We start from the raw sequence: 21,560 nt of genomic DNA on the forward strand, positions 1-21,560 counted from the left end.
GTATCAGGCAGAGTTCCCGCCTGCTACACAAACGTTTTTTCTCTTTATTCCGGAATGAGAACACGGTCTGCGGAAGACAAACGGTCCGATGCATTTCTGGCCTGATGCCAGTAAGGATAGATCAACGGAGGACGACTGACATCATCAAGTTTCTTCGTTTCTTCAGGTGTAAGTATCAGATCAATTGCTTTCAGATTGGCCTTCAGTTGTTCTTCATTCCGCGCCCCGATGACAAGTGACGTAATGCCAGGGCGCGCTACCGTCCACGCGAGTGCCACATCGGCTGCGGGAACGCCCCGGTGTTCAGCGATCGAAACGAGCACGTCCACGACATCGAACAGATGCTCTTTATCGTAGACGGGCGGCTCACCCCAGTTTTCAAGTTGCCGGCCGTTCGGTGACGGTTTACCGCGCCGGTATTTTCCGGAAAGCAGCCCTCCGGCCAGAGGACTCCAGACCTGAACGCCCAGCCCCTGATCAACAGCGGCGGGAAGCAGTTCATATTCCGCTTCCCGCGCCTGAAGGGAATAATAAATCTGCTGTGATACCGGCGCTATATAGCGATCTCTCCCCGCGACAGACAGCGTTTTCATCAGTTGCCAGCCAGTGAAATTCGATACGCCCGCATACCGGATCTTACCGGCCCGACACAACGTATCGAGCGCCTCCAGCGTCTCATCCAGCGGTGTCAGCCCATCCCATTCATGCAGATAATAAAGATCTATGTGATCCCGCCCCAGTCGCCGGAGACTGGCTTCACAGGCAGCAATCAGATGATAACGGGATAATCCCGCATCGTTCTGACCAGACCCCATCCGAAAACGGGCCTTCGTGGTCACCATAATTTCGTCTGGCCGCCCTTTGATCGCCTGCCCGAGAATTTCCTCTGATGCTCCGGTCGAATAAATATCCGCCGTATCAAACATATTGATACCGGCATCAATACACAGATCAATCAGATGTTTCGCGCCTGCAAGATCGGTGTTTCCGGTCTTTGCGAAATCACCGGTTCCGCCGAAGGTCATCGTGCCCAGGGTAAATGCAGAAATACGAAGCCCCGAACGTCCAAGCTGACGATATTGCATACTTATACTCCCCGTCGATACATTACCCCACAGGCTATGACAGACGTCACAGTCATGAATGGGCTGTATAGGTTACTTCCAGTTTCCCGATGCCTGTGCATTCAGCATGAAGCGTATCACCAGGTCTGACCGGCCCGATCCCTGACGGCGTACCGGTCATGATAAGGTCTCCGGGACAAAGCATTACATAGGTCGAAAGAATGGCGATGATCTGCCGGACCGGCCAGATCATATATTCCAGTTTTCCATCCTGTCTGAGTTTACCATTTACATGCAGGGTTATGCCGCCGGCCGCCGGATGGCCGATCCTCGACGAGGGAGCGATCGCTGAAACCGGACAGGACTGATCAAACCCTTTACTCAGATCCCACGGTTGGCCAGCCTTTTTTGCCACAGCCTGAAGATCCCGTCGCGTCATATCGAGACCAACGGCATAACCATAAATCAGATCCTCCGCCCGGTCTGGATCGATACCGGCTCCGGTCCCGCTGATCGCGACCACCAGTTCCACCTCGTGACTCAGATTATCCGTATGAACCGGAAACGACAGTGTCCGGTCCGTGGTGACGGCATCGGCCTGTTTGGAGAAGAAGATCGGGGCATCATTTGCCGGGTCGCCACCCATCTCCCGTGTGTGATCAGCATAATTACGTCCGACACACCAGATACGGCGGACCGGAAAAGCCGCACCTTCTCCGGCTACCGGAATGACAGCCTGTTTCGGTGGCTCAAACACATAATTCATTCTGCCCCGCTCCTCCTGTCAGCCTTATATAATACCCGGCACGGCGTGTTCCGCTGACACCTCCCGTAAACGTGTTCATTCCCGGTCATCGGAAAGTCGCAGGGGACAGATCCTCACATGAAAAACAGTCAGCCTCTCCCGGATTTTCCCCGGGACAGGCGACATTACCGCGCACGGCCAGACGCTTCCGGCTCTCTCCGTCCGGCAAGGTGAAGTGAGTTTACTATCGCTCGCAACCTGCAACGACCTCAGAGCGTTGAAGCCCTGTCAACACGAAAGAAAGTCCCATGGATCTGCTACGCTGGACGCTTATTTTTCTTGTATTTGCTCTGATTGCCGCCGTGTTCGGCTTCACAGGTATTGCGGCAAACTTTGCTTATATCGGCAAAATTCTGTTTTTCATCTTCATTGTGCTGTTCATCATCAGCCTGTTTTTCGGCCGCCGGACGCCCTGACGCGCAACAGAACAATGAGCAGCGCGAGCACTACGAGCGCTGCCAGACCTTCGACGACTGTCATGGAAACGGGCAGCCAGTCGACCAGATAAGTCGGGGAATCGCAAGGTTTCCCCGGCTTTAACGGCATGGAAGCCAGCCGTTCGGCAAGTGTCGAGCCGTGAAGCTGAGGGGCTCTGCATTCTGGCAACGGACTTTGCCAGAATTTCCATTCGACACCCGCGTGCAGGATAGACAGACCGATATCGGCCAGCAATGGCAGGACACCAAGCCACGCGACCCCACGCGCCAGTTTTCTTGGAACGATCAGTCCGGCGATACCGATCACAAGCAGAGCCCGCCAGGGCCAGCGCTCCCAGAGACAGAGTTCGCATGGCATGATACCGCGTACGTCCTGAACCCACCACACCATAAGAAATGCCGCGGCGGCAGCTACAATAAGAAGCAGATTCGGCAGCCTGACCGGCCCCGGCACAGTCCGGCGAAAGATACGCCGGCGCGGCTGCAGCCTCATCGTGACCAACCTTCTCCCCGGAACACGCCTTCATACAGTAAAGCGCCGGACATAAAAGCAACGCGGCCCAAGATCACGCCTGCCGTGCCTTTCCGGCTTTATAAAGGGCGGCCAGAAAATCCCGCGACCATGTTCCGGCCGTCGTGCTGCGTACTTCCGTATCGAGCAAAGTCCAGCGACGTTTGCGAGCGGCTTTGTCCATTGTCAGGGCCTGGTGCAGTGCATCCGCAATGGCGTCAGCATCGTGAGGGTTGACCAGAAGAGCCTCGGTCAGCTCAGGCGCGGCCCCGGCCAGATGAGACAGCACAAGGGCGCCCGGATTTTCCGGGTCCTGTGCTGCGATATATTCCTTTGCCACGAGATTCATGCCGTCTCGCAAAGGCGTGACAAGCGCCACATCGGCCAGACGATAAAACCCCGCCAGAACCTGCCGCGGGACAGGGCGTGTCAGATAGCGGATCGGCGTCCAATCGAATTCAGCAAAGGCGCCATTGATCCGCCCGATCGTCTCATCAAGCTGCCGCCGGAGAAGTCTGTATTCTTCCACCTCGCCCCGAGAGACAGGCGCGACCTGCAGATAGGTCACATGGCCCCGGTGCTCGGGATAACGGGTCAGAAGTCGTTCGTAGCCCTGGAAACGTTCCTCCAGACCTTTCGAATAATCCAGCCGGTCAACGCCGATAATCAGGGGCTCGTCGTGCATGCTCTCCCGGAGACGCTTGACCTCGGAGCCGTCCCAGGCAGCACGCGCCTCCTCGCCGAATTTGACCGGATCGATCCCGATAGGACAGGCCATCACCCGGGAAGCACCGTCGAGACCTTCGATCCGCAGACATTCTTTCAGATTGTCGGCATCTTCATCTGTCTGCACACCGACCAGATCGAACGCCGCCATGTCAGCAAGAAGAGCATCCGCAGGTGGAAGCGCCCTGAAAAGACTCCAGGGCGGGAACGGGATATGCAGAAAGAACCCGACCGGAGCTGTCACACCGAGGTTGCGCAGCATCTGCGCCAGCGGGAAGAGATGATAATCCTGAACCCAGATTGTATCGTCTGGTTTGAGGAGCGGCAGGAGCGCGCGCGCAAACATCCCGTTCACGTCCTGATAGGAATCCCAGTCCGGCTGGGTATAGTTCATCAGGCCAAGCCGGTAATGACACAGCGGCCACAGAATTCCGTTTGAAAAACGCTGATAATAGCCCCGATGCTGCGCCGGCGTCAGCGGGATCGTGGCATATGTCACCTTATTATGTGTGTCGATGGCGACCTTCGGATCGCCTTCGAAGTCTTCCTGGGTGCCTGACCAGCCAAACCACAGGCTGCTTGCCTCATCACGCAATACATCAGCCAGCGCAACAGCCAGACCACCCGCAGGCTGATCACGCTCGCGTGGATCGGGAACGCGGTTTGATACGATGACCAGACGTCCCATCGTTATTTACTCCCGCCAGACGCGGCGTTTTCCGGAGCCTCCGGCACAAGAGACGCAAGCCATGCCCGGAAAGACGCGGGTGTCGCGAAGTCAGCAGGAATGCGCAGCCCCAGACCGCCAAGGCTGACAGCGGCTTTCATACCGTCCTCGTCCGTCACATCATCACCCACGAAAACCGGCCTGCGACCCGCGAACGGCGCGTTTTCCATCAGAAGGTGCACAGCATATCCCTTGTCGATGCCGGCAGGCCGGATTTCCCAGGCCATCTTGGCGGCCTGCACATGAAACTGACCATTCGTCGGCGCCACCCACGCTTCCGCAACGCGACGCAGTTCCGCTTCCGCCTCGGGAGCCGCACGATAGTGCAGAACAAATCCCCCGATTTTACGTTCCAGGCGCGTTCCCGGCAGGGAGGCCACCAGCCCCTGCGCTTCCCGGAGCCATTCGCCCGGAACAGGAGGAAGCGCGGCCCGCTCGATCGGACCGCCCGGGCGATGCCTGACCGCAATGCCATGCTCTCCGGCCACGGCGAAGGGAATGTCACCCAGGAACTCATCAATCTGCGTGACAGGGCGACCGCTAATGACAGCCAGAGCGTCACCGCAGGCCTGCCGCAGGCGAAGCAGGCTTTCCTTCAGTCCGGATGGCACGACAACTGATTCCGGACTCGACGCGATATCGACAAGCGTCCCGTCGAAATCGAGAAGAAACGCCACCTGCGACAACGCCAGATGATCCCGTGACAGAGGCGGAAGTGAACCGGAAGTATCTTTGGTGGAGGCGATCACTATGCGCGGGCCTTCTTTGCTTGAGTATGTTCCGGTGCGCCGGAAATTAAGGTCTCATATCAGCGTAAAAAACGGCTGATCGCGCCCCTGACACCGCTGCACGAAAAGAAAATTCAGCATGCCCGGCGCCCTGCGGGGCGACAAGTGTCTCCTCCGAAATGCAGAAGCGCCGAATGCGACAGCCAGCCGGCACAACAGACTATGCAGCGAAATCAGGCCATAATTAGTCCTGTATTACCTCACGCAACTATTACCTCACGCAACGCGGAGCGTCGGTTTCCGGAGACGCCACACATCCTTACGAAACGATCAGACGAACAACAACCGCCTTTCTCACTCAACGGATCGTGATTACGGCGGTGCAGACATCGGATTCCCATCTTCCGGCTCAGGCTGAGGCGGAACAGCCGGCTTTGACTGTAAGGGACCTGGTGCCACAGTCCCGGTCTGATCGTTGCCGTTATCAGATGGATTTGTCCCGCCATCAGTGTCCTTCGGCTTACCGGGAAGCGGCGGCACAACCGGATGCACAGGCTCCGGCAGCGCGGGCGGAACGTCATTACCCGCACAGCCCGTGACACGAATGTCATAAAGCGGATTCTCGAAAATACCGAGCGACGGCTCTGCCGCGAGCATCCAGCCACGAAAACCGGGGCCTTGGGTGCGCGTGTCCTGCACATCCACCCACGCGGCGGCATCGGTCCGCAGGGTCGGCGCATTTTCAAGGCAGCGGGCAACACCGATGTTCAGATTCTGATAATGGACAGACCCTCCGGCGGGCACATGAATCGTCTCGACATGTGCATCGAGCCGGTTAAGAACGCGCAGGACAACCTCGCTTTTCCCCTGCCATGTATCAGCCGGATAAATCGCCGGCGGCGCAAGCGGCTCAGCGCCGCGCGCGCAATTCATCCGGATGTCCGTTATCCCCGACGCAAGAACCGCCACGCACAGCAGCCACGGTGTTGCAGTTCTCATTTCGTCGCGCCCGGCCTGGCCAGAGACGCCACCATCTCCGCGATCATCCGCTTCATCTCGCCCTCATCAACGCCCATCAGCACCGCGTCCTCAAATGCATCCCGCATGATGTCACGCAGTTCCTCCCAGTTCTCGCGCAACACGACGAGCTTCTCCGTGCAGGACACGGGCTCGCCATCCGGTTGTGGCCAGATTTTCGGTGTTTCGCCTGACATTAAGGCAGATCTGTGCCCGTTGCCGGGGGCGATCCTGTTTTGGCGTGATTTGCCTGAGTCAGTGTATCGGTCACCGAGAAGATAAACTTGCTCAGCAACTGCTCCAGGCTGATGGAGCCCTGCGTCTCCCCCACGGCACCCCCGGCTTTCAGCATACGGGTGTCCCCCCCCGGCGAAAGAGCGATATATTTGCCGCCAAGCAGACTGTCGCTGGTGATGATCGCCGCCGTATCGACGGGAAGCTGCAGATCTGGCCGCACCGTAAATGTGACGCTGGCCTTAAAGGTCTTCGGATCAACCGTCTCGGACGTCACATGCCCGACCGTGATGCCCGCCAGACGCACATCCGAGCCGGTGTCGAGACCGTCAATATGGGAAAATCCGGCCGTCAGCGGATAACCCGCATCGCTCTTCCGGCCTGTTCCGAGAACAGCGAGCGCCAGCATCGCCAGAAGAAGGGCGACAACGGCAAAACCCGCGACGAGCTCCGCCGTGGAGCGTGCTGAACGAGCACGCACAACAACAGGCGGAGATGTTGCAGAACTGGTCGAAACGGAATTCATTAGCCCTCGTTCATTTCCACGGCCATATCTCCGGCGGGAGAGCAGCACACCGACGATCGTATCCGGACACTTCCCTGCACCAATAGCAGATCGCGGCAAAGAGACCAGATTCGTCGAAAGGCTGTGGATAATGTTGCGACCGGACAGCCTCCGGCGCCGGGATTACTCTTCCGGCGACCACGCCTCATAATCACCCGTGGCGGACGGACGCTTTCCACCGCGATAAGCACTGCCGGGCGGTCTGTACGCAGCCGGCGTGCCCGTCAGATTCGGCTGATTCGGTAACTGCCACGGCTTACGGGCTTCCATCGGGATCGGCTGATCCTCAACATGATGAATCCAGTTCCACCATTCGGGCGGCACGGACGAACCGTCCTCCCCTTTACGATAAAGAACCCAGCGCTCATATCGCTGCACGCCACCGCCCTTGCGGGTGGGCCGGCGCGATTCGTAATAAGCGCGACCATCCTGGTCCCGGCCCACCAGACGACCGTTCAGGCGGGTATGAAGAAGAGTACCGAGCGTTGTCATACCCCGGACGATACGGCGCCGGCCGGATAACGTCCACAGAATTGGCGCGTCCCCATGTTCACGATCTGCTGTCCTGAACAACCACATCATAAGGGACGGACCCGGCAGTACCGTATGGCAGACGGAGTCCCGCCGCGCGAACAGCGCGTTTCAGTCCAGGCAACAGAGGAAACGCCGATTTTCCGAGCCATCAGCCCGCTGAAAATCCGCTGTTTCCGGCCAGAGCCGGGGACGTGGAAAAGTTATCCCCTATATCCTCGTTTTACGGACCATTAGCAGGCCGTCAGACAGCTTATTCCCGCTTCCGCAGCGACGGAGGCGAGGCATACAGTGTGCCCATGAACGCCCAACGATACTGGAACGGTGTGCGGATGCGCACCGTGATGGCCTCCCCCGATCCCGACGCCGAAGCGCGTCCGGTCACGCTGCCCGCCGACTGGGACGATGACGCAGCTTCCGCGCTCGCCGATATCGCCCCCGGAACAGGCGCTGTCTCCATTGCCGCTGAGTCCGCGCGGTGGATCGACGCGCTGGCTGCCCGGGACGGCGACAGAAAGACCGATGAGGACGGGCAGCCCTCTCCCGTTCAGGGTCGTTCCCTCGCCTGGCTTCTGATGCTGCGGCAGGCCGCGCCAACTCTCGCGTTATGGAGTGGCGAGTTCGACCGGCGGCCGGGCTTTGTGATCAATCTGGCCGCCTTCGTCCTGCCGGGAGAAGGCTTCGCCGGCGAGGCTTATGTTGCCGGACTGCGCCTGCTCTGCACCACCCTGCGCGTGGAAGCAGAGGAAAAAGCGAATCGCCGGAATGGCGAACTGGCTCTCGATGAGATGCCCACGCTGTTCGACCTGCCTCGGCAGGCTAACACTGCATCCCGGACGGAAAAACCGGAGGAAACCGATCCGGGCCTGCCGCTGGGAGAGCCTGTTCCGGTTGCCGGCGAGATTCTGCTGACCAATCTCGATGCCTGTCTCGCGACCCTCGGGTTCGATTACGACAGCGAGGAAGGACGGGACGCAGCCTGTTCGCTGGTGGCGCTGGCGACCCTCGTCGCGCGTGAAGGCACCGGATGCGACCGTCTGCCACTGACGCCCCATCGCCATGTCATCCCCGGCCTCGCACCGGTCGCCAGGGAGGCCTGGGCGCGGGCCGCCGTCGAAACGGATTACCCGGCGCTGCCCGTCGAGACCGGGTTTTCAGCCCCGGGACCGGTCGATGCCCTGCTGGGATGCGAAGCCTGTGGCCTGGCACCGATTTTCTCGCCCCTGCGTCCGGATGGCCGTCTCGCTACCAGCACGCTCGCACGCCTGGCGGCACGCGGCCTGTCTCTGGAAGCCGCCTTCGCCTCATGCCTCGCGGGCGACATCCCGCTCGCTCTGCCCGCCGCCGGTGCCCATATGCGTATGTACAGAGCGCTCGCCGGGTTTGTGGATCGCGTCCCGGCCCGCCCCGATCCGTCAGCCTCACCACTACCGCGCATTCCGCCGCGCGGGATCTCGCGCGCCCTGCCGGAGCGTCACACCGGGATCATGCAGAAGACCGCGATCGGTGGCCACCGCCTGTTCCTGCGGACAGCGGAATTCGAGGACGGCACACTTGGGGAAATTTCCCTTACCCCGGCACGCGAAAACGCCATGGTGCGCGGTCTGATGGAATGTTTCAGCGAGGCGGTGAGCGTCGGACTACAATATGGCGTGCCGCTGGAGGATTTTGTCGAGCGCTTCGCCTATTCCTGTTTCGGACCCGCCGGCACGGTGGAAGGCGATCCGGTCGCCTCCTATGCGACGTCCATGCTCGATTATGCGTTCCGGGCGCTCTCCGATATGTATCTCGGACGTCGCCTTCCGGATGCGCCGCAGGAAGACGACGGAAACGCCTCATCGCCATTGCTGCCGTTTGAATTCGATCCGACTGAAGCGGGAACATCACCCGCAAGACCACGACGGGGCAGCCTGCGGCTGGTGAGCTGAGAATATGAGAGGTGCCGCCGGAGAATTTTCCCCCGCACCTCTCGACAGCTCCCTCATTTCTTGTCCGTATTGAACCTGCTGCCTTAAGCAACCGGCCTGAGGCAAAGCGGCACGAACCGGACAGGAGTACCCCCGCCCGATGGACAAGCTTGTTTTTGTCGTGATTCTGGCGGCATCCCTGGTGACAGCCTGGTGGTCGCGTGGCGGAAAGCGGCACGACGAAATCCACGATTATTTCGTCGCCTCCCGCCAGTTCGGCGGCATCCTGCTGTTTTTCCTTGCCGTTGGCGAAACATACAGCCTGGGTGTTCTGACGGCGTTTCCCGGCGGCATCTATCTTCACGGAACGCCTTTCTGCATCTGGTTCATCGGGTATGTGGTGCTGGCCTTCCCGGTCGGATACTTCCTCGCGCCGCTGATCTGGCAGGCTGCCCGGCGCTACGATCCGGTCACCGTGGCGGATCTGTTCCGCCGCCATTTCAACAGCCGTGTTCTTGAGATTCTTGTTTCGCTCATCGCCATCCTGTTCATGATTCCCTGGGGCATTATCCAGTTCATGGGCCTGACGATGGTGTTGCAGGGGCTGGGATTTACGCTGCCCGCCTGGGTTCTCATGACGGCGGGCGCCCTGCTCGCCTATACCTATACCGCCATGTCCGGCATCCGCGCGCCCGCTTATGTGTCCGTCATCAAGGACACACTGCTCCTCGCGGCCATTATCGTCGTGGGCATCGCGGTTTTTCGCCTGCCGCACGGCTACCGGACAGCGCTGCGGGGGATTGACGAACCGGTATTCACCGGTCGCGACATCCGTATGATGACAACGAACATCCTGTTTCAGGCATCCGGGCTGTTTCTGTTTCCGGCGGCTATAGCGTCATTTTTCACCGCCCGCAGCCCGCAGACAATCCGCCGGGCCATGATCGCCATGCCGCTTTACATGGTCATGTTCGCTTTTCTCATTCTGACGGCTTTCTACGCCCGTGGCGCCTTCGGGCCGGGCCTTTCACCGAATCACATTTTTATCGACACCGCGCGCCGGATTCTGTCGCCCTGGCTCATCGGCGTCGTCGCCGGTGGCGCCGCGCTGTCGGGTCTGGTGGTGCTGGCAAGTACCTGCCTGGTGATCGGTCCCCTCCTGACCCACAATCTGCTGAAAGGCCTGACCGAAAAGCAGCAGAAAAGCGGCGCCCAGTTCATCTCAGTCGTTTATCTTATCGCTTCCATGCTCGGCGCCACCTTCGCCGCGTCCATCGCAGCCACCATGAATAACCTGACCTATTTCGGACTGACGCAGTTTCTGCCCGGCATTCTGATTATCGGCCTCAACCTCACCGCGCCGGCGCGCGCGGTGGCGGCTGGTCTGATCACCGGTGTCGTGATCCCCTCGGTGTTGTTTCTCTCCGGCGTTGACACCGGTGGCATCAATCCAGGGCTGATCGGTCTGGCGTTCAATGCACTGATCGTCGTCACGCTCACTATATATTCACGTCACGGAATGTCAGATAACGGACTGGCAGGCACACGGCGCTGACAGTATTCCGAACAGCCGGAACTGACCGAAGCGGTTCAGATATCAGGAGCATGAAAGCTCCGCATTTTATGGAGGCATCATGTCCACACATCCCGGTCACAAGGGCGCACCCAGGCTGTATCTGCGGCGTCTTCTGATCTGTGCCGCCACATGTCTGAGCCTGCCGGTCATTCCGGCGCTCGCAATCGATAAACCGCATTCTTCTGAAACGAAGAGCGCCGACACAGACATAACAAAACCGAAATTTACAGGACGCGCCGCACTTCTGCCGGATGATTCCGTTACGCATCAGACGCTCACAACCGGAAGTAAACAGCTCGGCTACACGGCGCATGCCGGCACTCTGACTCTGCGCGATGACAAGGGTGAGCCCACGGCCCGGATGTTCTACGTTGCCTACACCCTCGACGGGACTCATCCGGAACGGAGACCTGTTTCTTTCTTCTTTAACGGCGGCCCCGGCGGGGGCAGCGCATACCTGAATCTGGGTGCCGCCGGACCGGTTGCGCTGACATTCCCGACCGGCAACCCGACGGATGGCGCCAATGCGAAACTCGGTCCCAATCCGGATACCTGGCTGGCCGCCACGGATATGGTGTTCATCGATGCCGTCGGCACCGGTTATTCCGTCCCGGTAAAACCCGAAACCGCGGATAAAATGTTTTATGGCACAAAGAGCGATGCGCGGGCTTTTGCCAAGGCAATCGATCTGTGGATCGGCGCGAATGATCGTCACGCCTCACCGCATTATCTTGTCGGAGAAAGCTATGGCGGCGTACGCTCCGTCGAGGTGGCCACAGCTCTCCAGCAGCAGCAGAACCTGATCCTGAACGGGATCATCATGGTTTCACCCGCGCTGGAAATGAAATTTCTCGATCCGGTCAGCAATCCCCTTGCCGCCGCGATGCTGCTCCCGTCCTTCGAAGCCTCACGTCTGGATCTGGAACATAAGCTGACACCGGCTGCGATCGACGAGTCCTATCATTATGCATTCGGATCGTACCTGACGACACTGGCCGGCGCGCCGCCAGCCGGGGACGACGCACATGATTTCTACGGAGACGTGGCGCACCGGACCGGGCTCGATCCGGTCATTGTCGCGCGTGAGCGGGGCATGCCGGACCCGCAGGCGCATGACGTCCGCAGCCGCAACGGGCGTCTTTTCTCACTCTACGACGGCACACTTTCCATCGCTGATCCCTTCCCTGAAGGCATCGATAATGGTGACAGCCCCGAACCGGTTCTGTTCGGTTTCGGCAGAGCCTACGGCAATGCGTTTGAAGGTTACGCGACGCAGACACTCCGCTTCCGCACAGAACTCACCTACGATCTTCTCGATCTGAAAGTGAACAGTGCATGGGATTATCGCGGGGATGGCGAACTGATCGCCGGCGAAACACCGCAACTCCGGAAACTGCTCGCGCTCAACCCGACATTCCGGGTCTTCATTGCCAACGGCTATTTTGACCTCGTCTGTCCGTTCGCAAGCTCGCGCTGGGTGGCAGAGCATGTCCCGGTCGGACGGGACCGGATCTCCCTGCATGTCTATCCCGGCGGACACATGCTCTATACCCGCCCTGCAAGCCGCGCCGCCCTGGCCCGGGACGTAAGGGCCTTTCTGACACCGTGAAATTCGTGCCGGAAAGCAAAAATATCTGAAAAAAGCGCTACAAAATAAAGAAGGGGCCGCAAAATGCGGCCCCTTCTTTTTAACAGATCGAAGCAAGATCAGGCGAGAACCGTCGCCGCTTCCTTTCCGTTGATCGTCAGACCGTCCCCGTTGGCGGAAATACTGACCGTATCGCCATCGTGAATCGTGCCTTCAAGCAACAGTTCCGCAAGCGGGTTCTGCAGGCTGCGCTGAACGACGCGCTTCAATGGACGCGCACCATACACCGGGTCGTAGCCCTCGTTCGCCAGCCACTGATGTGCCAGATCATCCAGTTTCAGAACGATGTTGCGATCCGTCAGCAGACTCTGCAAACGACCAATCTGAATATCGACTATATGCGTCATGTCGGCTTTCTGCAGCCGCGAGAACAGCACGATCTCGTCCAGACGGTTGAGGAATTCCGGCCGGAAATGCTCCCGGACAACCTTCATCACCTGCGCCTGCACCATCTCGACCGGCTCGCCATCCGGCTGGTTGGCCAGAACATCGGAACCAAGATTACTGGTCAGCACGATCAGCGTGTTGCGGAAATCAACGACACGACCCTGACCATCCGTCAGACGCCCGTCATCAAGAACCTGCAGCAGAATGTTGAAAACATCCGGATGCGCCTTCTCAACTTCATCGAACAGAATGACCTGATACGGACGACGCCGCACCGCCTCCGTCAGCACGCCGCCTTCCTCGTATCCGACATAACCCGGAGGTGCGCCGATGAGACGGGCGACAGAATGCTTCTCCATGAATTCGCTCATGTCGATGCGCAGAAGCGCCTTCTCGTCATCGAACAGGAATTCAGCAAGGGCTTTGGTAAGCTCTGTCTTACCTACACCGGTCGGACCGAGGAACAGGAACGAACCGATAGGCCGGTTCGGGTCCTGAAGACCGGCGCGCGCCCGGCGAACCGCATGAGCCACGGCTTTCAGAGCCGGCTCCTGTCCGACAACCCGCTTCCGCAGTTCATCTTCCATCCGCAGCAGCTTGACGCGCTCGCCCTCGACCATGCGATCCACGGGGATACCGGTCCAGCGTGAAACGACAGAGGCAATGCTCTGTTCAGTCACGGCCTGAGAAACCAGATCACCGGCAGGTCCGGGACCAGCCTGCTCCTCTTCCTGCGCTTTTGCAATCTTCCCTTCCAGATCAGGGATTACGCCATACATCAGCTCGGATGCCTGACCCAGATCCCCCTTGCGCTGCGCCACCTCGACCTTCGACCGCGCTTCATCCAACTGCTCCTTGAGCTTCTGAACCGCGTTGACCCGATCTTTCTCGGCATGCCAGGCGGCATTCATCGCATCCGATTTTTCCTCAAGATCTGAGAGCTCGACATCGACTTTCTCAAGACGCTCACGGCTTGCCGTATCGTCTTCCTTCCGCAGCGCCTCACGCTCAATCTTGAGCTGAATGACGCGGCGATCAAGTTCGTCGAGCTCTTCCGGCTTGCTGTCGATCTGCATCCGCAGACGACTGGAGGCCTCATCGATCAGATCAATGGCTTTATCAGGCAGAAAACGGTCGGTGATATAGCGGTTCGACAGTGTGGCCGCTGCGACCAGCGCTCCGTCGGAAATCCTCACACCGTGATGGAGTTCGTATTTCTCCTTGATCCCGCGCAGGATGGAAATTGTATCCGCAACCGACGGCTCACCCACGAATACCGGCTGGAAACGCCGCGCCAGCGCCGCGTCCTTCTCAATGTATTTGCGATATTCGTCGAGTGTCGTTGCACCAATACAATGCAGCGTTCCGCGTGCCAGCTCCGGCTTGATCAGGTTGGACGCATCCATCGCGCCGTCCGAACGACCGGCCCCGACCAGCGTGTGCATCTCGTCAATAAACAGAATGACCTGGCCTTCGGCGGACTCGATTTCCTTGAGAACCGCTTTCAGACGCTCCTCGAACTCACCGCGATATTTCGCACCGGCAATCAGCGCGCCCATATCAAGCGACAGCAGTTTCTTGTTACGCAGAGCCTCCGGCACATCGCCGTTGACAATCCGCTGCGCCAGACCTTCCACAATCGCGGTTTTACCAACACCAGGCTCACCGATCAGAACCGGGTTGTTCTTGCTGCGACGTGCAAGCACCTGAATAGCACGACGAATTTCCTCATCGCGACCGATCACCGGATCAAGCTTGCCCGCCTGCGCCACGGCCGTGACATCGCGCGCATATTTCTTCAGAGCGTCAAAACCGGCTTCCGCATTTTCACTGGTCACTGTGCGACCTTTACGAATAGCCGCCACCGCCTTCTCCAGCGCATCGGCTGAAGCGCCATTCTCTTTCAGAGCTCGTCCCGCCGCCGTATCGGATGCCGCGATGGCAACCAGCAGACGATCCTGCGCGACAAAAGAGTCATCCGCTTTCTGAGCATCCTGCTCGGCATTGTCCAGCAGACGCACAAGATCCGGCGTTGCCTGAGGCTGGCCGGCACCACCACCCTGCACTTTTGGCAGTTTCGCCAGCGCCTGCTCGACAGCCGCTTTCGCTCCGGCGGGATTGCCCCCGGCAGCCTTGATCAGAGATGAAGCAGCACCTTCATTATCATCCAGCAAAGCCTTAAGCAGATGTTCCGCCGTCAGTTGCTGGTTGAAGTCCCGGAGCGCGATGGTCTGCGCGGCCTGAAGAAAGCCACGCGAGCGTTCCGTAAATTTCTGAATATCCATATTCCTGTTGTCCCTTTCTCTCAGGCGATCATCAGGCCCTGTCACGCCCCAGCCTCAGGCAGCGCAACTGCGGTCTTTTATCAGAATATGGGATCAGAAAAAACAAACGCAAGGGGATCGGGTGACCTCGAATTAACGGAACGGTCACGCCGGGTCTGCACAGAATTCAGGACTTCTGTCTGAACCCGGCGGAAATCACAGGCTCCCGGCCTCACCCCGGCACAAGATCAACGCAGACCGGGCGATGATCCGATGGCCCGTAAGCATAAGCCCTCGTCTCTGTGGCGATCAGCCCGCGTACCAGACAGCGATCAAGCCTCAGCGGCACCACGCCGTACATCCGATGCGTCGAACGACGCGGCCCGACATCCCGAAACCCCGGCAGACGCACGGATGCCAATGCATTGAAATCCCCCATGATCACATTGAGCGCCGGATACCGGTTCAAAAGCCAGTGCAACTGACGGCGATTACAGAACTGCCCGTGATCGAGATGCACATTGGCGATCTCAAATCCGTTCTGCCGGATCACCAGCGCCGCGCGCAGAGCGATCTGACGCAGAATCGCGACCGGAAAATCCAGTCGGAACCCCAGCGGCAGAATTACCTCGTCTGAGTCAAACGGCTGCGGGCTCCAGACGGCCGGCCCGTTATGGCGTTCAGGCGAAGCCACCCGCCGGTAATGCCCACCAGCAAGCTGAGGCAGTGTGTCCATCACGGCTGTCGCTTCCTGAAGCAGCACCAGATCAGGCTCAAGTGCCGCAATCAGACGACCGACATCTCCCGGTCGCGCGTTACCGTGCCACCAGACGTTCCAGCTCAGTATGCGCAAGGCTGATCCTTTCACCGGGGATGATGAACCGGCCCGGTGTCGCAGAACCGATGGTTTCGCGAAAGCCCCCAAGCCGGGTGCCCTGGCAGAATACAGCGCGCAAACCCGCGCCGTCAGGAAATTCCGAAATGTTTTATCGCCGCCGGATTAAACGCCTCCAGATCGTCCGGGCATCGTGAAAACACGAACTGCCCGTCCGTCACGACCACCTCATCCACCCAGTTTGCACCGGCATTTTTAAGATCGGTCCGGATCGCGGGCCAGGAAGTCACTGTCTTCCCGCGCAGCGCGCCCGTTTCAATCAGCGTCTGTGCACCATGACAGATGGCGGCAACGGGCTTTCCGGCGTCGATAATATCCCGCACAAATTTTACAGCAGCCTCATTAATCCGCAGCTTATCCGGAGACGCGACCCCGCCAGGCAAAAGCAGAGCATCATAATCGCCGGCGGACGCATCTTTGATCGCGATATCCGCGCTCAGCTTCCGGGAGGGATAAATATCGCCCTTAACGGCCTGAAACTCACCTTTTTCAAGCGAGATAATAACCACCTCGGCACCGGCTTTCTTCAGCGCCGCAACCGGAGAGGTCAGCTCAATTTCTTCTGTGCCGTCAGTGGCAAGAACAGCAACTTTCCTGGTCATGACATTCACTCCTTCATTGGCCGGAATGGCCGTTGTCGTGTGATCCGCCAGCAATCCGCCGACAGAAGCATGTCCGGACACAACGTCATGACAAGCTGCCTGGTTCACACAGAGGAGCATTCAGCGCGGCGCTCTTCCCCGATCATCCGGTCCGGGCTGTCAGCGTTCAGTGTCGGTGGAACCCCGGGATACTGTCCGAACCGGATAATCGTCTCGCGTTTGACCAGCGCGCAATGTCTCCCGGATTCATCACAAACACTGGGAGGGACGCGCTTTCCGTGACGCACCCCTCCCGGCCGGTGTCGCGCAAACAGGAGCGTTCATGCCGGATCTTACAAAAACGGACAAAGACTACGGCGCTTCATCGGGTTGCGGTTATCCACGCCGGACCAACATTTTTTGGCATACCGGCAATGCCGGACCGCGCAAGCAGGCTCTCTGCGAAGAAGCCGGGAACCCGTCCCGACCGGAGATTATCAGGCCTTAAGAGCCTTCTTCAGACGCGCATCAATCGTGTCGAGGAACGGCTGCGTATCCAGCCACTTCGTCCCGTTCCCAACCAGCAGCGCCAGATCCTTTGTCATCTCGCCCGCCTCAACAGCCTCAACGCAAACCCGCTCGAGCGTATCAGCAAAGTTGACCACATCCGGCGTGTCATCAAAACGGCCGCGATAAGCCAGACCGCGTGTCCAGGCGTAGATCGACGCAATCGGATTCGTACTGGTCTGACGCCCTTTCTGATACTCACGATAATGACGCGTCACCGTGCCATGCGCCGCCTCGGACTCAACAATCGTGCCCGTCGGGTCAAGCAGAACCGAAGTCATCAGACCCAGACTGCCAAAACCCTGCGCCACAATATCGCTCTCGACATCACCATCGTAGTTTTTACAGGCCCATACATAGCCGCCATCCCATTTCAGGGCGGACGCCACCATGTCGTCGATAAGGCGGTGCTCGTAGGTCAGACCGAGCCTGTCGAAATCGGCCCTGAACTCCTTCTCATAGATAGCCTGAAACACATCCTTGAACATACCATCATAGGCTTTCAGAATCGTGTTCTTCGTCGAAAGATAAACCGGCAGCTTCCGGTCCCGCCCGTAACTGAGCGAGGCGCGGGCAAAGCCTTCAATCGAGGCCAGCGTGTTGTGCATCCCCAGCGCCACGCCAGGGCCTTTGAAGTCGTGCACATCAAGCGTAATCGGCTCACCGCCCTCGTCAGGCACGTAATTCAGCGTGACCTTGCCAGGACCGGGAATTTTTGTCTCGGCGGCACGATAGATGTCGCCATAAGCATGACGTCCTATGACAATCGGTTTGCTCCAGTGCGGCACCAGACGCGGCACATTCGAGCAGATGATCGGCTCACGGAAGATGGTGCCGTCAAGGATGTTGCGGATCGTGCCGTTCGGCGACCGCCACATCTTTTTGAGCCCGAACTCATCGACACGGGCCTCGTCCGGCGTGATTGTCGCGCATTTGACGCCGACGCGGTATTTTCTGATCGCCTCGGCCGCCTCGACCGTCGCCCGGTCATCCGTCGCATCACGATGTTCAATGCCGAGATCGTAATATTTCAGATCGATGTCGAGATAGGGAAGGATCAGGCTGTCCTTGATGAAGTGCCAGATGATCCGGGTCATCTCGTCACCATCGAGCTCAACGACCGGATTTTTTACTTTGATTTTTGCCATGGGACGAGCCTGCTCCCTGTTTTTGTTGTTGTCGCAAACGCCGTGAAGCGTCGCGGGAAAGGTGTCTGGCACTAGCACGGAGAAGAAGCCTCCCCCTATCCCAGAAGACCCTGCATCAGTTCACAATCACGATAGGAGACATACGGCCAGTGAATAGACATCAGCATCCGGACAATACCGTTCGCGGGTCTCCGCCCTTTTGCGGAGTTTAGTTCTGAGTTCTGAGAAAAGCGCAAACCTTACCGCAGCCCCATCACCTTCATCTTCCGGTAGAGCGTCGCCCGGCTGATCCCCAGACTGCGCGCCGTCGCAACAGCATTCCCTTTCGACAGTACCAGAGCGGAACGGATCACGCTCTCCTCCGCCTTCTGAAAACTCAGCGCGTCACCTGATTCCAGCTCATGCAGCAGATGCGGGTGCTTACCGATCGTCACATCCGTCCAGCCCGTCAGCTTACGCGCCGCATGGGTCGCGCCGGTAATTTCCCCGTCGTCGTTGATGGAGACCAGAGGTGAGGAGCATCCATCAGCAGGCCCGAGCGTCAGCACACGCTCACCCGCATAGCGCTCCCGAAACAACTGTTCCTCTATCCGGCGACCGGCCTGCATCAGCGCATCCAGAACAAGAGGTGCCGCAGGACGCGTTTCATTGCCGCTGAAGGCCGCCAGATTGATCGCGCCGGCAACGATACCCTGTGCGTCGAAGATCGGGACCGCATAACTTGCGAGCAGAGAGAAACAGAACCGCCAGTGCTCTCCTTCCCCCAGAAAAAGCGGACAGCAGTCACGCACCACGGTCCCGATCCCGTTGGTCCCGGCCTCACTCTCGCTCCAGAGAGCCCCCTCGCGCAGTCGCAGACGACGGCAAAGCGGCTCGTGAGTTTCATCGATACAGCGCGCCAGAATCATGGCGTCCGGATCGGCCAGCAGTGCCATCAGGCCCAACCCCTGCACCAGACCAAAAAGCCGGCGCATCTCAGGCATCGCCACCTGCACCAGTTTTACGGAACGGCCGCTGACATGCCGGAACTCAGCCCCGGACAGAACGTCGGCTTTCCAGCGCTGGGAGGGATCCAGCTTCCAGTCGCCTTCACAACGCTCCCACGACCTGGCGACCTCGCTCGTTGTCGCACCAAAAGGTACGGGACCACTTAATCTGCGTTCCGAGTCTCTCTCAGGAGACAGATTCATCTTTTCTCATCGCTCGTTTATCCGCTGACGAAACCCAGCTCCGGCGGCCTGACCACCGGACACAGACAGAAACGCCATTTTACAGGCACCATGTCTTTTCTACCATAGGTTACATACGCCAGCAGTATAAATGAGGCGTGTAAAAAGGCCGTTATATAAACTACCAGAGATAAACGAATTTTACGTAATATGCGTTGCTCTCGGGAATATTCCGGCCTTCGACTGAGTGGGAATACCGGGCCGTAAAAGAGAAATGCTGCGAAATATTGAACATGATGCCGCCACCGAGAGCGACTTCGCGGCTGTTCGAATTTTCGAGATACTGGCTGATCGTCCGGTCGTAGGTGCCTTTCACGTTCTGCCAGTCAAACGCGAAGAACGGCTCGACAAGTTTCGTCGCTTTCCAGCTGAAACGCAGATTGGTGTAGAAGACCACTCCCGGCGAATAGCTGTGGCCACCTTTCTGATTGCGCTTGCCGCCACCGGCAACCGTTCCGGCATCGCCGTCGAAGCTGAAATGCTTCCATTCATAATCGAAGATAAAGCTTGAGATATTCGACCAGTATCCCGGCGACAGACCTTCCCTTGTTCCGGAATTGGTCTGCAGGAACGTCTGAATTCCGAAGGTGCTGTGTTTGTTTGGCTTGAACCACGCTGCCGGACCCGTGATCGTCGGCCCCAGGCCACCGGAATTCGTCCCGTCCGTCAGAGCGTAACTCTCCGTCTGAATCAGCTCGAACGCGAAGCCAACATGCGGAATGGCGTCGAAAGTGCGGAAATGCACATATTTCGTCATCCCGGACCAGGTGTGGCTGCCGCCTTCGGCATGACGCTGTCCGAGGCTGTTGTAGGAACTGCCGGCCGCGTTGCCGTCACCATACTGCACCAGCACGTTGAACGGTTTGAAATCGACCGGCAGATCATATTCATGCGGCCCGATAATTCCGAGAGTGACATCCGCCGCTCTGGCCTCTTTCGCGCAGAACAGCGCGATGGCAGCAGCGACGGAAAAAGAACGCAGCGCACGCAACCATTCCGGATTTTCAGTCAGACACATGGGGTTGCTCCCCTGTATTAGGCAAACAGGCAGCCGGAATACCGGCCACCTGTCCGTTTTTTCGTTGTTATTGAGCAGCAGTTCCCTGCTGGCCATCAAGTGTGTAGGCGATGATGTAATCACCGCTGCGGGTGCCAAGGCCACCATGACCACCGGCGGCAATCAGCACATACTGCTTACCCCCGATCTCATAGGACATCGGCGTGGCCTGACCACCGGCCGGCAGACGATCGCTCCACAGAGCCTTTCCCGTGGCGAGATCGAACGCCCGCAGATAGTCGTCAGCCGTGGCGCCCATGAACACCAGCCCGCCTTTGGTAACGATGTTGCCGCCGACGTTATACATACCGGTCGGCAGCGGGAGGTTGTTGTGCGTCCGGAAAGGTCCGGTGTCGCGTGTGGTGCCGACCGGATGCTGCCAGATAATCTTCTTTGTCACGAGATCGATCGCCGACAGCGTGCCCCAGACAGGGCCTTTGCAGGGAATCTGCAGCGGGTTCAGCCACGGGCTGGTCAGAGCGATATATGGCGTGCCGTAATCAGGCGACACGGACAGCGCGTCTCCCTTGGCAGCCGGTTCCTCACCCTGTCCGTTCCACTTCGGCAAAATGCCAGAGCCTTCAAGCCCCTGACGTTTGTCTAGCCTGATCCGGAATGGCAGATAGCTCGCATTCGCCAGCATGATCTTCCGCTGCGGGTCGATCGTGATGCCCTGCCAGTCAACCACGCCGTAAAAAGCCGGATAGACAACCGTCGTCTGACCCACATGCGGCGGCGTGAACTGCCCCTCATAGGCCGACTGACGGTACTCGATGCGGCAGATCATCTGATCCAGCAACGTGGCGCCCCACATGTCGCTTTCCTTCAGATCAGGAGGCGTCAGGTGAATTGCCCCGGGTTTTGTGGAGACGGAACGACCCGAGAGGTAAGAAGGATTCATGAGCAACAAATCGAAGCGTTTTCCACCTGAGTTTCGTGACCGTGCAGCCCGCATG

At 58.8% G+C, this 21,560-nt stretch carries 19 protein-coding genes and 1 pseudogene; 4 read left to right on the top strand and 16 right to left on the bottom strand.

What is annotated here, in order from left to right:
• Window positions 1-44 precede the first annotated feature (44 nt).
• A complete protein-coding gene (locus tag GOB90_RS14820) occupies window positions 45-1,085 on the bottom strand; it encodes an aldo/keto reductase (protein ID WP_146890853.1) in 1,041 nt (346 codons plus the stop codon).
• 52 nt (window positions 1,086-1,137) lie between these two features.
• On the bottom strand, window positions 1,138-1,830 hold the full coding sequence (locus GOB90_RS14825) for a fumarylacetoacetate hydrolase family protein (protein ID WP_146890855.1): 693 nt from the start codon (window positions 1,828-1,830) through the stop codon (window positions 1,138-1,140).
• Window positions 1,831-2,117: 287 nt separating this feature from the next.
• Here GOB90_RS14825 and GOB90_RS14830 point away from each other — a divergent pair, with 287 nt between their 5' ends.
• Window positions 2,118-2,285, top strand: a complete 168-nt coding sequence (locus GOB90_RS14830) for a DUF1328 domain-containing protein (RefSeq protein WP_146890857.1) — start codon at window positions 2,118-2,120, stop codon at window positions 2,283-2,285.
• On the opposite strand, the gene GOB90_RS14835 is transcribed toward GOB90_RS14830, so the two are convergent.
• The 7 genes from GOB90_RS14835 to GOB90_RS14865 all read right to left on the bottom strand — a co-directional run bounded on the left by GOB90_RS14835 (window position 2,254) and on the right by GOB90_RS14865 (window position 7,306).
• Window positions 2,254-2,799 (bottom strand): disulfide bond formation protein B, encoded by a 546-nt coding sequence (locus GOB90_RS14835; protein ID WP_146890859.1) that lies wholly within the window; start codon window positions 2,797-2,799, stop codon window positions 2,254-2,256. The genes GOB90_RS14830 and GOB90_RS14835 overlap by 32 nt on opposite strands.
• Before the next feature lie 73 nt (window positions 2,800-2,872).
• The gene (locus GOB90_RS14840) at window positions 2,873-4,231 is read right to left on the bottom strand and encodes an alpha,alpha-trehalose-phosphate synthase (UDP-forming) (protein ID WP_146890861.1); all 1,359 of its coding nucleotides are present in this window, start codon (window positions 4,229-4,231) and stop codon (window positions 2,873-2,875) included.
• Window positions 4,232-4,233: 2 nt separating this feature from the next.
• Window positions 4,234-5,016 carry a trehalose-phosphatase gene (gene otsB, locus GOB90_RS14845; protein ID WP_373322096.1) on the bottom strand — a complete coding sequence of 261 codons (783 nt, stop codon included), beginning with the start codon at window positions 5,014-5,016 and terminating at the stop codon, window positions 4,234-4,236.
• A gap of 354 nt (window positions 5,017-5,370) precedes the next feature.
• Window positions 5,371-5,997, bottom strand: a complete 627-nt coding sequence (locus GOB90_RS14850) for a DUF2155 domain-containing protein (protein ID WP_242012073.1) — start codon at window positions 5,995-5,997, stop codon at window positions 5,371-5,373.
• The gene (locus GOB90_RS14855; RefSeq protein ID WP_146890863.1) at window positions 5,994-6,212 is read right to left on the bottom strand and encodes a hypothetical protein; all 219 of its coding nucleotides are present in this window, start codon (window positions 6,210-6,212) and stop codon (window positions 5,994-5,996) included. The genes GOB90_RS14850 and GOB90_RS14855 overlap by 4 nt, the downstream gene beginning before the upstream one ends.
• Window positions 6,212-6,775, bottom strand: coding sequence for an outer membrane lipid asymmetry maintenance protein MlaD (gene mlaD / locus GOB90_RS14860; RefSeq protein ID WP_146890866.1), 564 nt, complete (start codon window positions 6,773-6,775; stop codon window positions 6,212-6,214). Before mlaD ends, GOB90_RS14855 begins: the two co-directional genes overlap by 1 nt.
• Window positions 6,776-6,937: 162 nt before the next feature.
• A complete protein-coding gene (locus GOB90_RS14865) occupies window positions 6,938-7,306 on the bottom strand; it encodes an NADH-ubiquinone oxidoreductase subunit NDUFA12 family protein (RefSeq protein ID WP_146890869.1) in 369 nt (122 codons plus the stop codon).
• Between the two features lie 338 nt (window positions 7,307-7,644).
• On the opposite strand from GOB90_RS14865, the gene GOB90_RS14870 reads away from it, so the two are divergent.
• From GOB90_RS14870 to GOB90_RS14880, 3 genes are all read left to right on the top strand, one after another.
• A complete protein-coding gene (locus GOB90_RS14870) occupies window positions 7,645-9,273 on the top strand; it encodes a TSCPD domain-containing protein (RefSeq protein ID WP_146890872.1) in 1,629 nt (542 codons plus the stop codon).
• Between the two features lie 139 nt (window positions 9,274-9,412).
• Window positions 9,413-10,807 (top strand): sodium:solute symporter family protein, encoded by a 1,395-nt coding sequence (locus GOB90_RS14875; protein WP_146890875.1) that lies wholly within the window; start codon window positions 9,413-9,415, stop codon window positions 10,805-10,807.
• A 79-nt stretch (window positions 10,808-10,886) separates the two neighbouring features.
• Window positions 10,887-12,437: a S10 family peptidase gene (locus GOB90_RS14880; protein WP_146890879.1), complete on the top strand. Its 1,551-nt coding sequence runs from the start codon at window positions 10,887-10,889 to the stop codon at window positions 12,435-12,437.
• A 98-nt stretch (window positions 12,438-12,535) separates the two neighbouring features.
• Here the strand turns inward: GOB90_RS14880 and clpB are convergent, their stop codons facing one another.
• The 7 genes and pseudogenes from clpB to GOB90_RS14915 all read right to left on the bottom strand — a co-directional run.
• Window positions 12,536-15,148 (bottom strand): ATP-dependent chaperone ClpB, encoded by a 2,613-nt coding sequence (gene clpB / locus GOB90_RS14885; protein WP_146890882.1) that lies wholly within the window; start codon window positions 15,146-15,148, stop codon window positions 12,536-12,538.
• Window positions 15,149-15,359: 211 nt separating this feature from the next.
• Window positions 15,360-15,980 (bottom strand): endonuclease/exonuclease/phosphatase family protein, encoded by a 621-nt coding sequence (locus GOB90_RS14890; protein WP_173572123.1) that lies wholly within the window; start codon window positions 15,978-15,980, stop codon window positions 15,360-15,362.
• Window positions 15,981-16,093: 113 nt separating this feature from the next.
• Complete coding sequence (locus GOB90_RS14895) at window positions 16,094-16,624, bottom strand: type 1 glutamine amidotransferase domain-containing protein (protein ID WP_146890888.1); 531 nt, start codon at window positions 16,622-16,624, stop codon at window positions 16,094-16,096.
• A 476-nt stretch (window positions 16,625-17,100) separates the two neighbouring features.
• Window positions 17,101-18,318, bottom strand: a complete 1,218-nt coding sequence (locus GOB90_RS14900) for an NADP-dependent isocitrate dehydrogenase (protein WP_146890891.1) — start codon at window positions 18,316-18,318, stop codon at window positions 17,101-17,103.
• Window positions 18,319-18,557: 239 nt separating this feature from the next.
• Window positions 18,558-19,508, bottom strand: coding sequence for a helix-turn-helix domain-containing protein (locus GOB90_RS14905; RefSeq protein WP_146890894.1), 951 nt, complete (start codon window positions 19,506-19,508; stop codon window positions 18,558-18,560).
• Window positions 19,509-19,668: 160 nt separating this feature from the next.
• Window positions 19,669-20,565: a transporter gene (locus GOB90_RS14910; RefSeq protein ID WP_146890897.1), complete on the bottom strand. Its 897-nt coding sequence runs from the start codon at window positions 20,563-20,565 to the stop codon at window positions 19,669-19,671.
• 67 nt (window positions 20,566-20,632) lie between these two features.
• Window positions 20,633-21,560 (bottom strand): annotated as a pseudogene (locus GOB90_RS14915) (hypothetical protein); the annotation flags it as partial.

Origin of the sequence: Acetobacter oeni (genome assembly GCF_011516825.1) — a bacterium.
Lineage (GTDB): Bacteria > Pseudomonadota > Alphaproteobacteria > Acetobacterales > Acetobacteraceae > Acetobacter > Acetobacter oeni.

Bases quoted from the DNA above. Each gene is read 5' to 3' on its own strand.
- GOB90_RS14820 (WP_146890853.1), bottom strand. From the start codon at position 1,085: ATGCAATATCGTCAGCTTGGACGTTCGGGGCTTCGTATTTCTGCATTT.
- GOB90_RS14825 (WP_146890855.1), bottom strand. From the start codon at position 1,830: ATGAATTATGTGTTTGAGCCACCGAAACAGGCTGTCATTCCGGTAGCC.
- GOB90_RS14830 (WP_146890857.1), top strand. From the start codon at position 2,118: ATGGATCTGCTACGCTGGACGCTTATTTTTCTTGTATTTGCTCTGATT.
- GOB90_RS14835 (WP_146890859.1), bottom strand. From the start codon at position 2,799: ATGAGGCTGCAGCCGCGCCGGCGTATCTTTCGCCGGACTGTGCCGGGG.
- GOB90_RS14840 (WP_146890861.1), bottom strand. From the start codon at position 4,231: ATGGGACGTCTGGTCATCGTATCAAACCGCGTTCCCGATCCACGCGAG.
- GOB90_RS14850 (WP_242012073.1), bottom strand. From the start codon at position 5,997: ATGAGAACTGCAACACCGTGGCTGCTGTGCGTGGCGGTTCTTGCGTCG.
- GOB90_RS14855 (WP_146890863.1), bottom strand. From the start codon at position 6,212: ATGTCAGGCGAAACACCGAAAATCTGGCCACAACCGGATGGCGAGCCC.
- mlaD (WP_146890866.1), bottom strand. From the start codon at position 6,775: ATGAATTCCGTTTCGACCAGTTCTGCAACATCTCCGCCTGTTGTTGTG.
- GOB90_RS14865 (WP_146890869.1), bottom strand. From the start codon at position 7,306: ATGACAACGCTCGGTACTCTTCTTCATACCCGCCTGAACGGTCGTCTG.
- GOB90_RS14870 (WP_146890872.1), top strand. From the start codon at position 7,645: ATGAACGCCCAACGATACTGGAACGGTGTGCGGATGCGCACCGTGATG.
- GOB90_RS14875 (WP_146890875.1), top strand. From the start codon at position 9,413: ATGGACAAGCTTGTTTTTGTCGTGATTCTGGCGGCATCCCTGGTGACA.
- GOB90_RS14880 (WP_146890879.1), top strand. From the start codon at position 10,887: ATGTCCACACATCCCGGTCACAAGGGCGCACCCAGGCTGTATCTGCGG.
- clpB (WP_146890882.1), bottom strand. From the start codon at position 15,148: ATGGATATTCAGAAATTTACGGAACGCTCGCGTGGCTTTCTTCAGGCC.
- GOB90_RS14895 (WP_146890888.1), bottom strand. From the start codon at position 16,624: ATGACCAGGAAAGTTGCTGTTCTTGCCACTGACGGCACAGAAGAAATT.
- GOB90_RS14900 (WP_146890891.1), bottom strand. From the start codon at position 18,318: ATGGCAAAAATCAAAGTAAAAAATCCGGTCGTTGAGCTCGATGGTGAC.
- GOB90_RS14905 (WP_146890894.1), bottom strand. From the start codon at position 19,508: ATGAATCTGTCTCCTGAGAGAGACTCGGAACGCAGATTAAGTGGTCCC.
- GOB90_RS14910 (WP_146890897.1), bottom strand. From the start codon at position 20,565: ATGTGTCTGACTGAAAATCCGGAATGGTTGCGTGCGCTGCGTTCTTTT.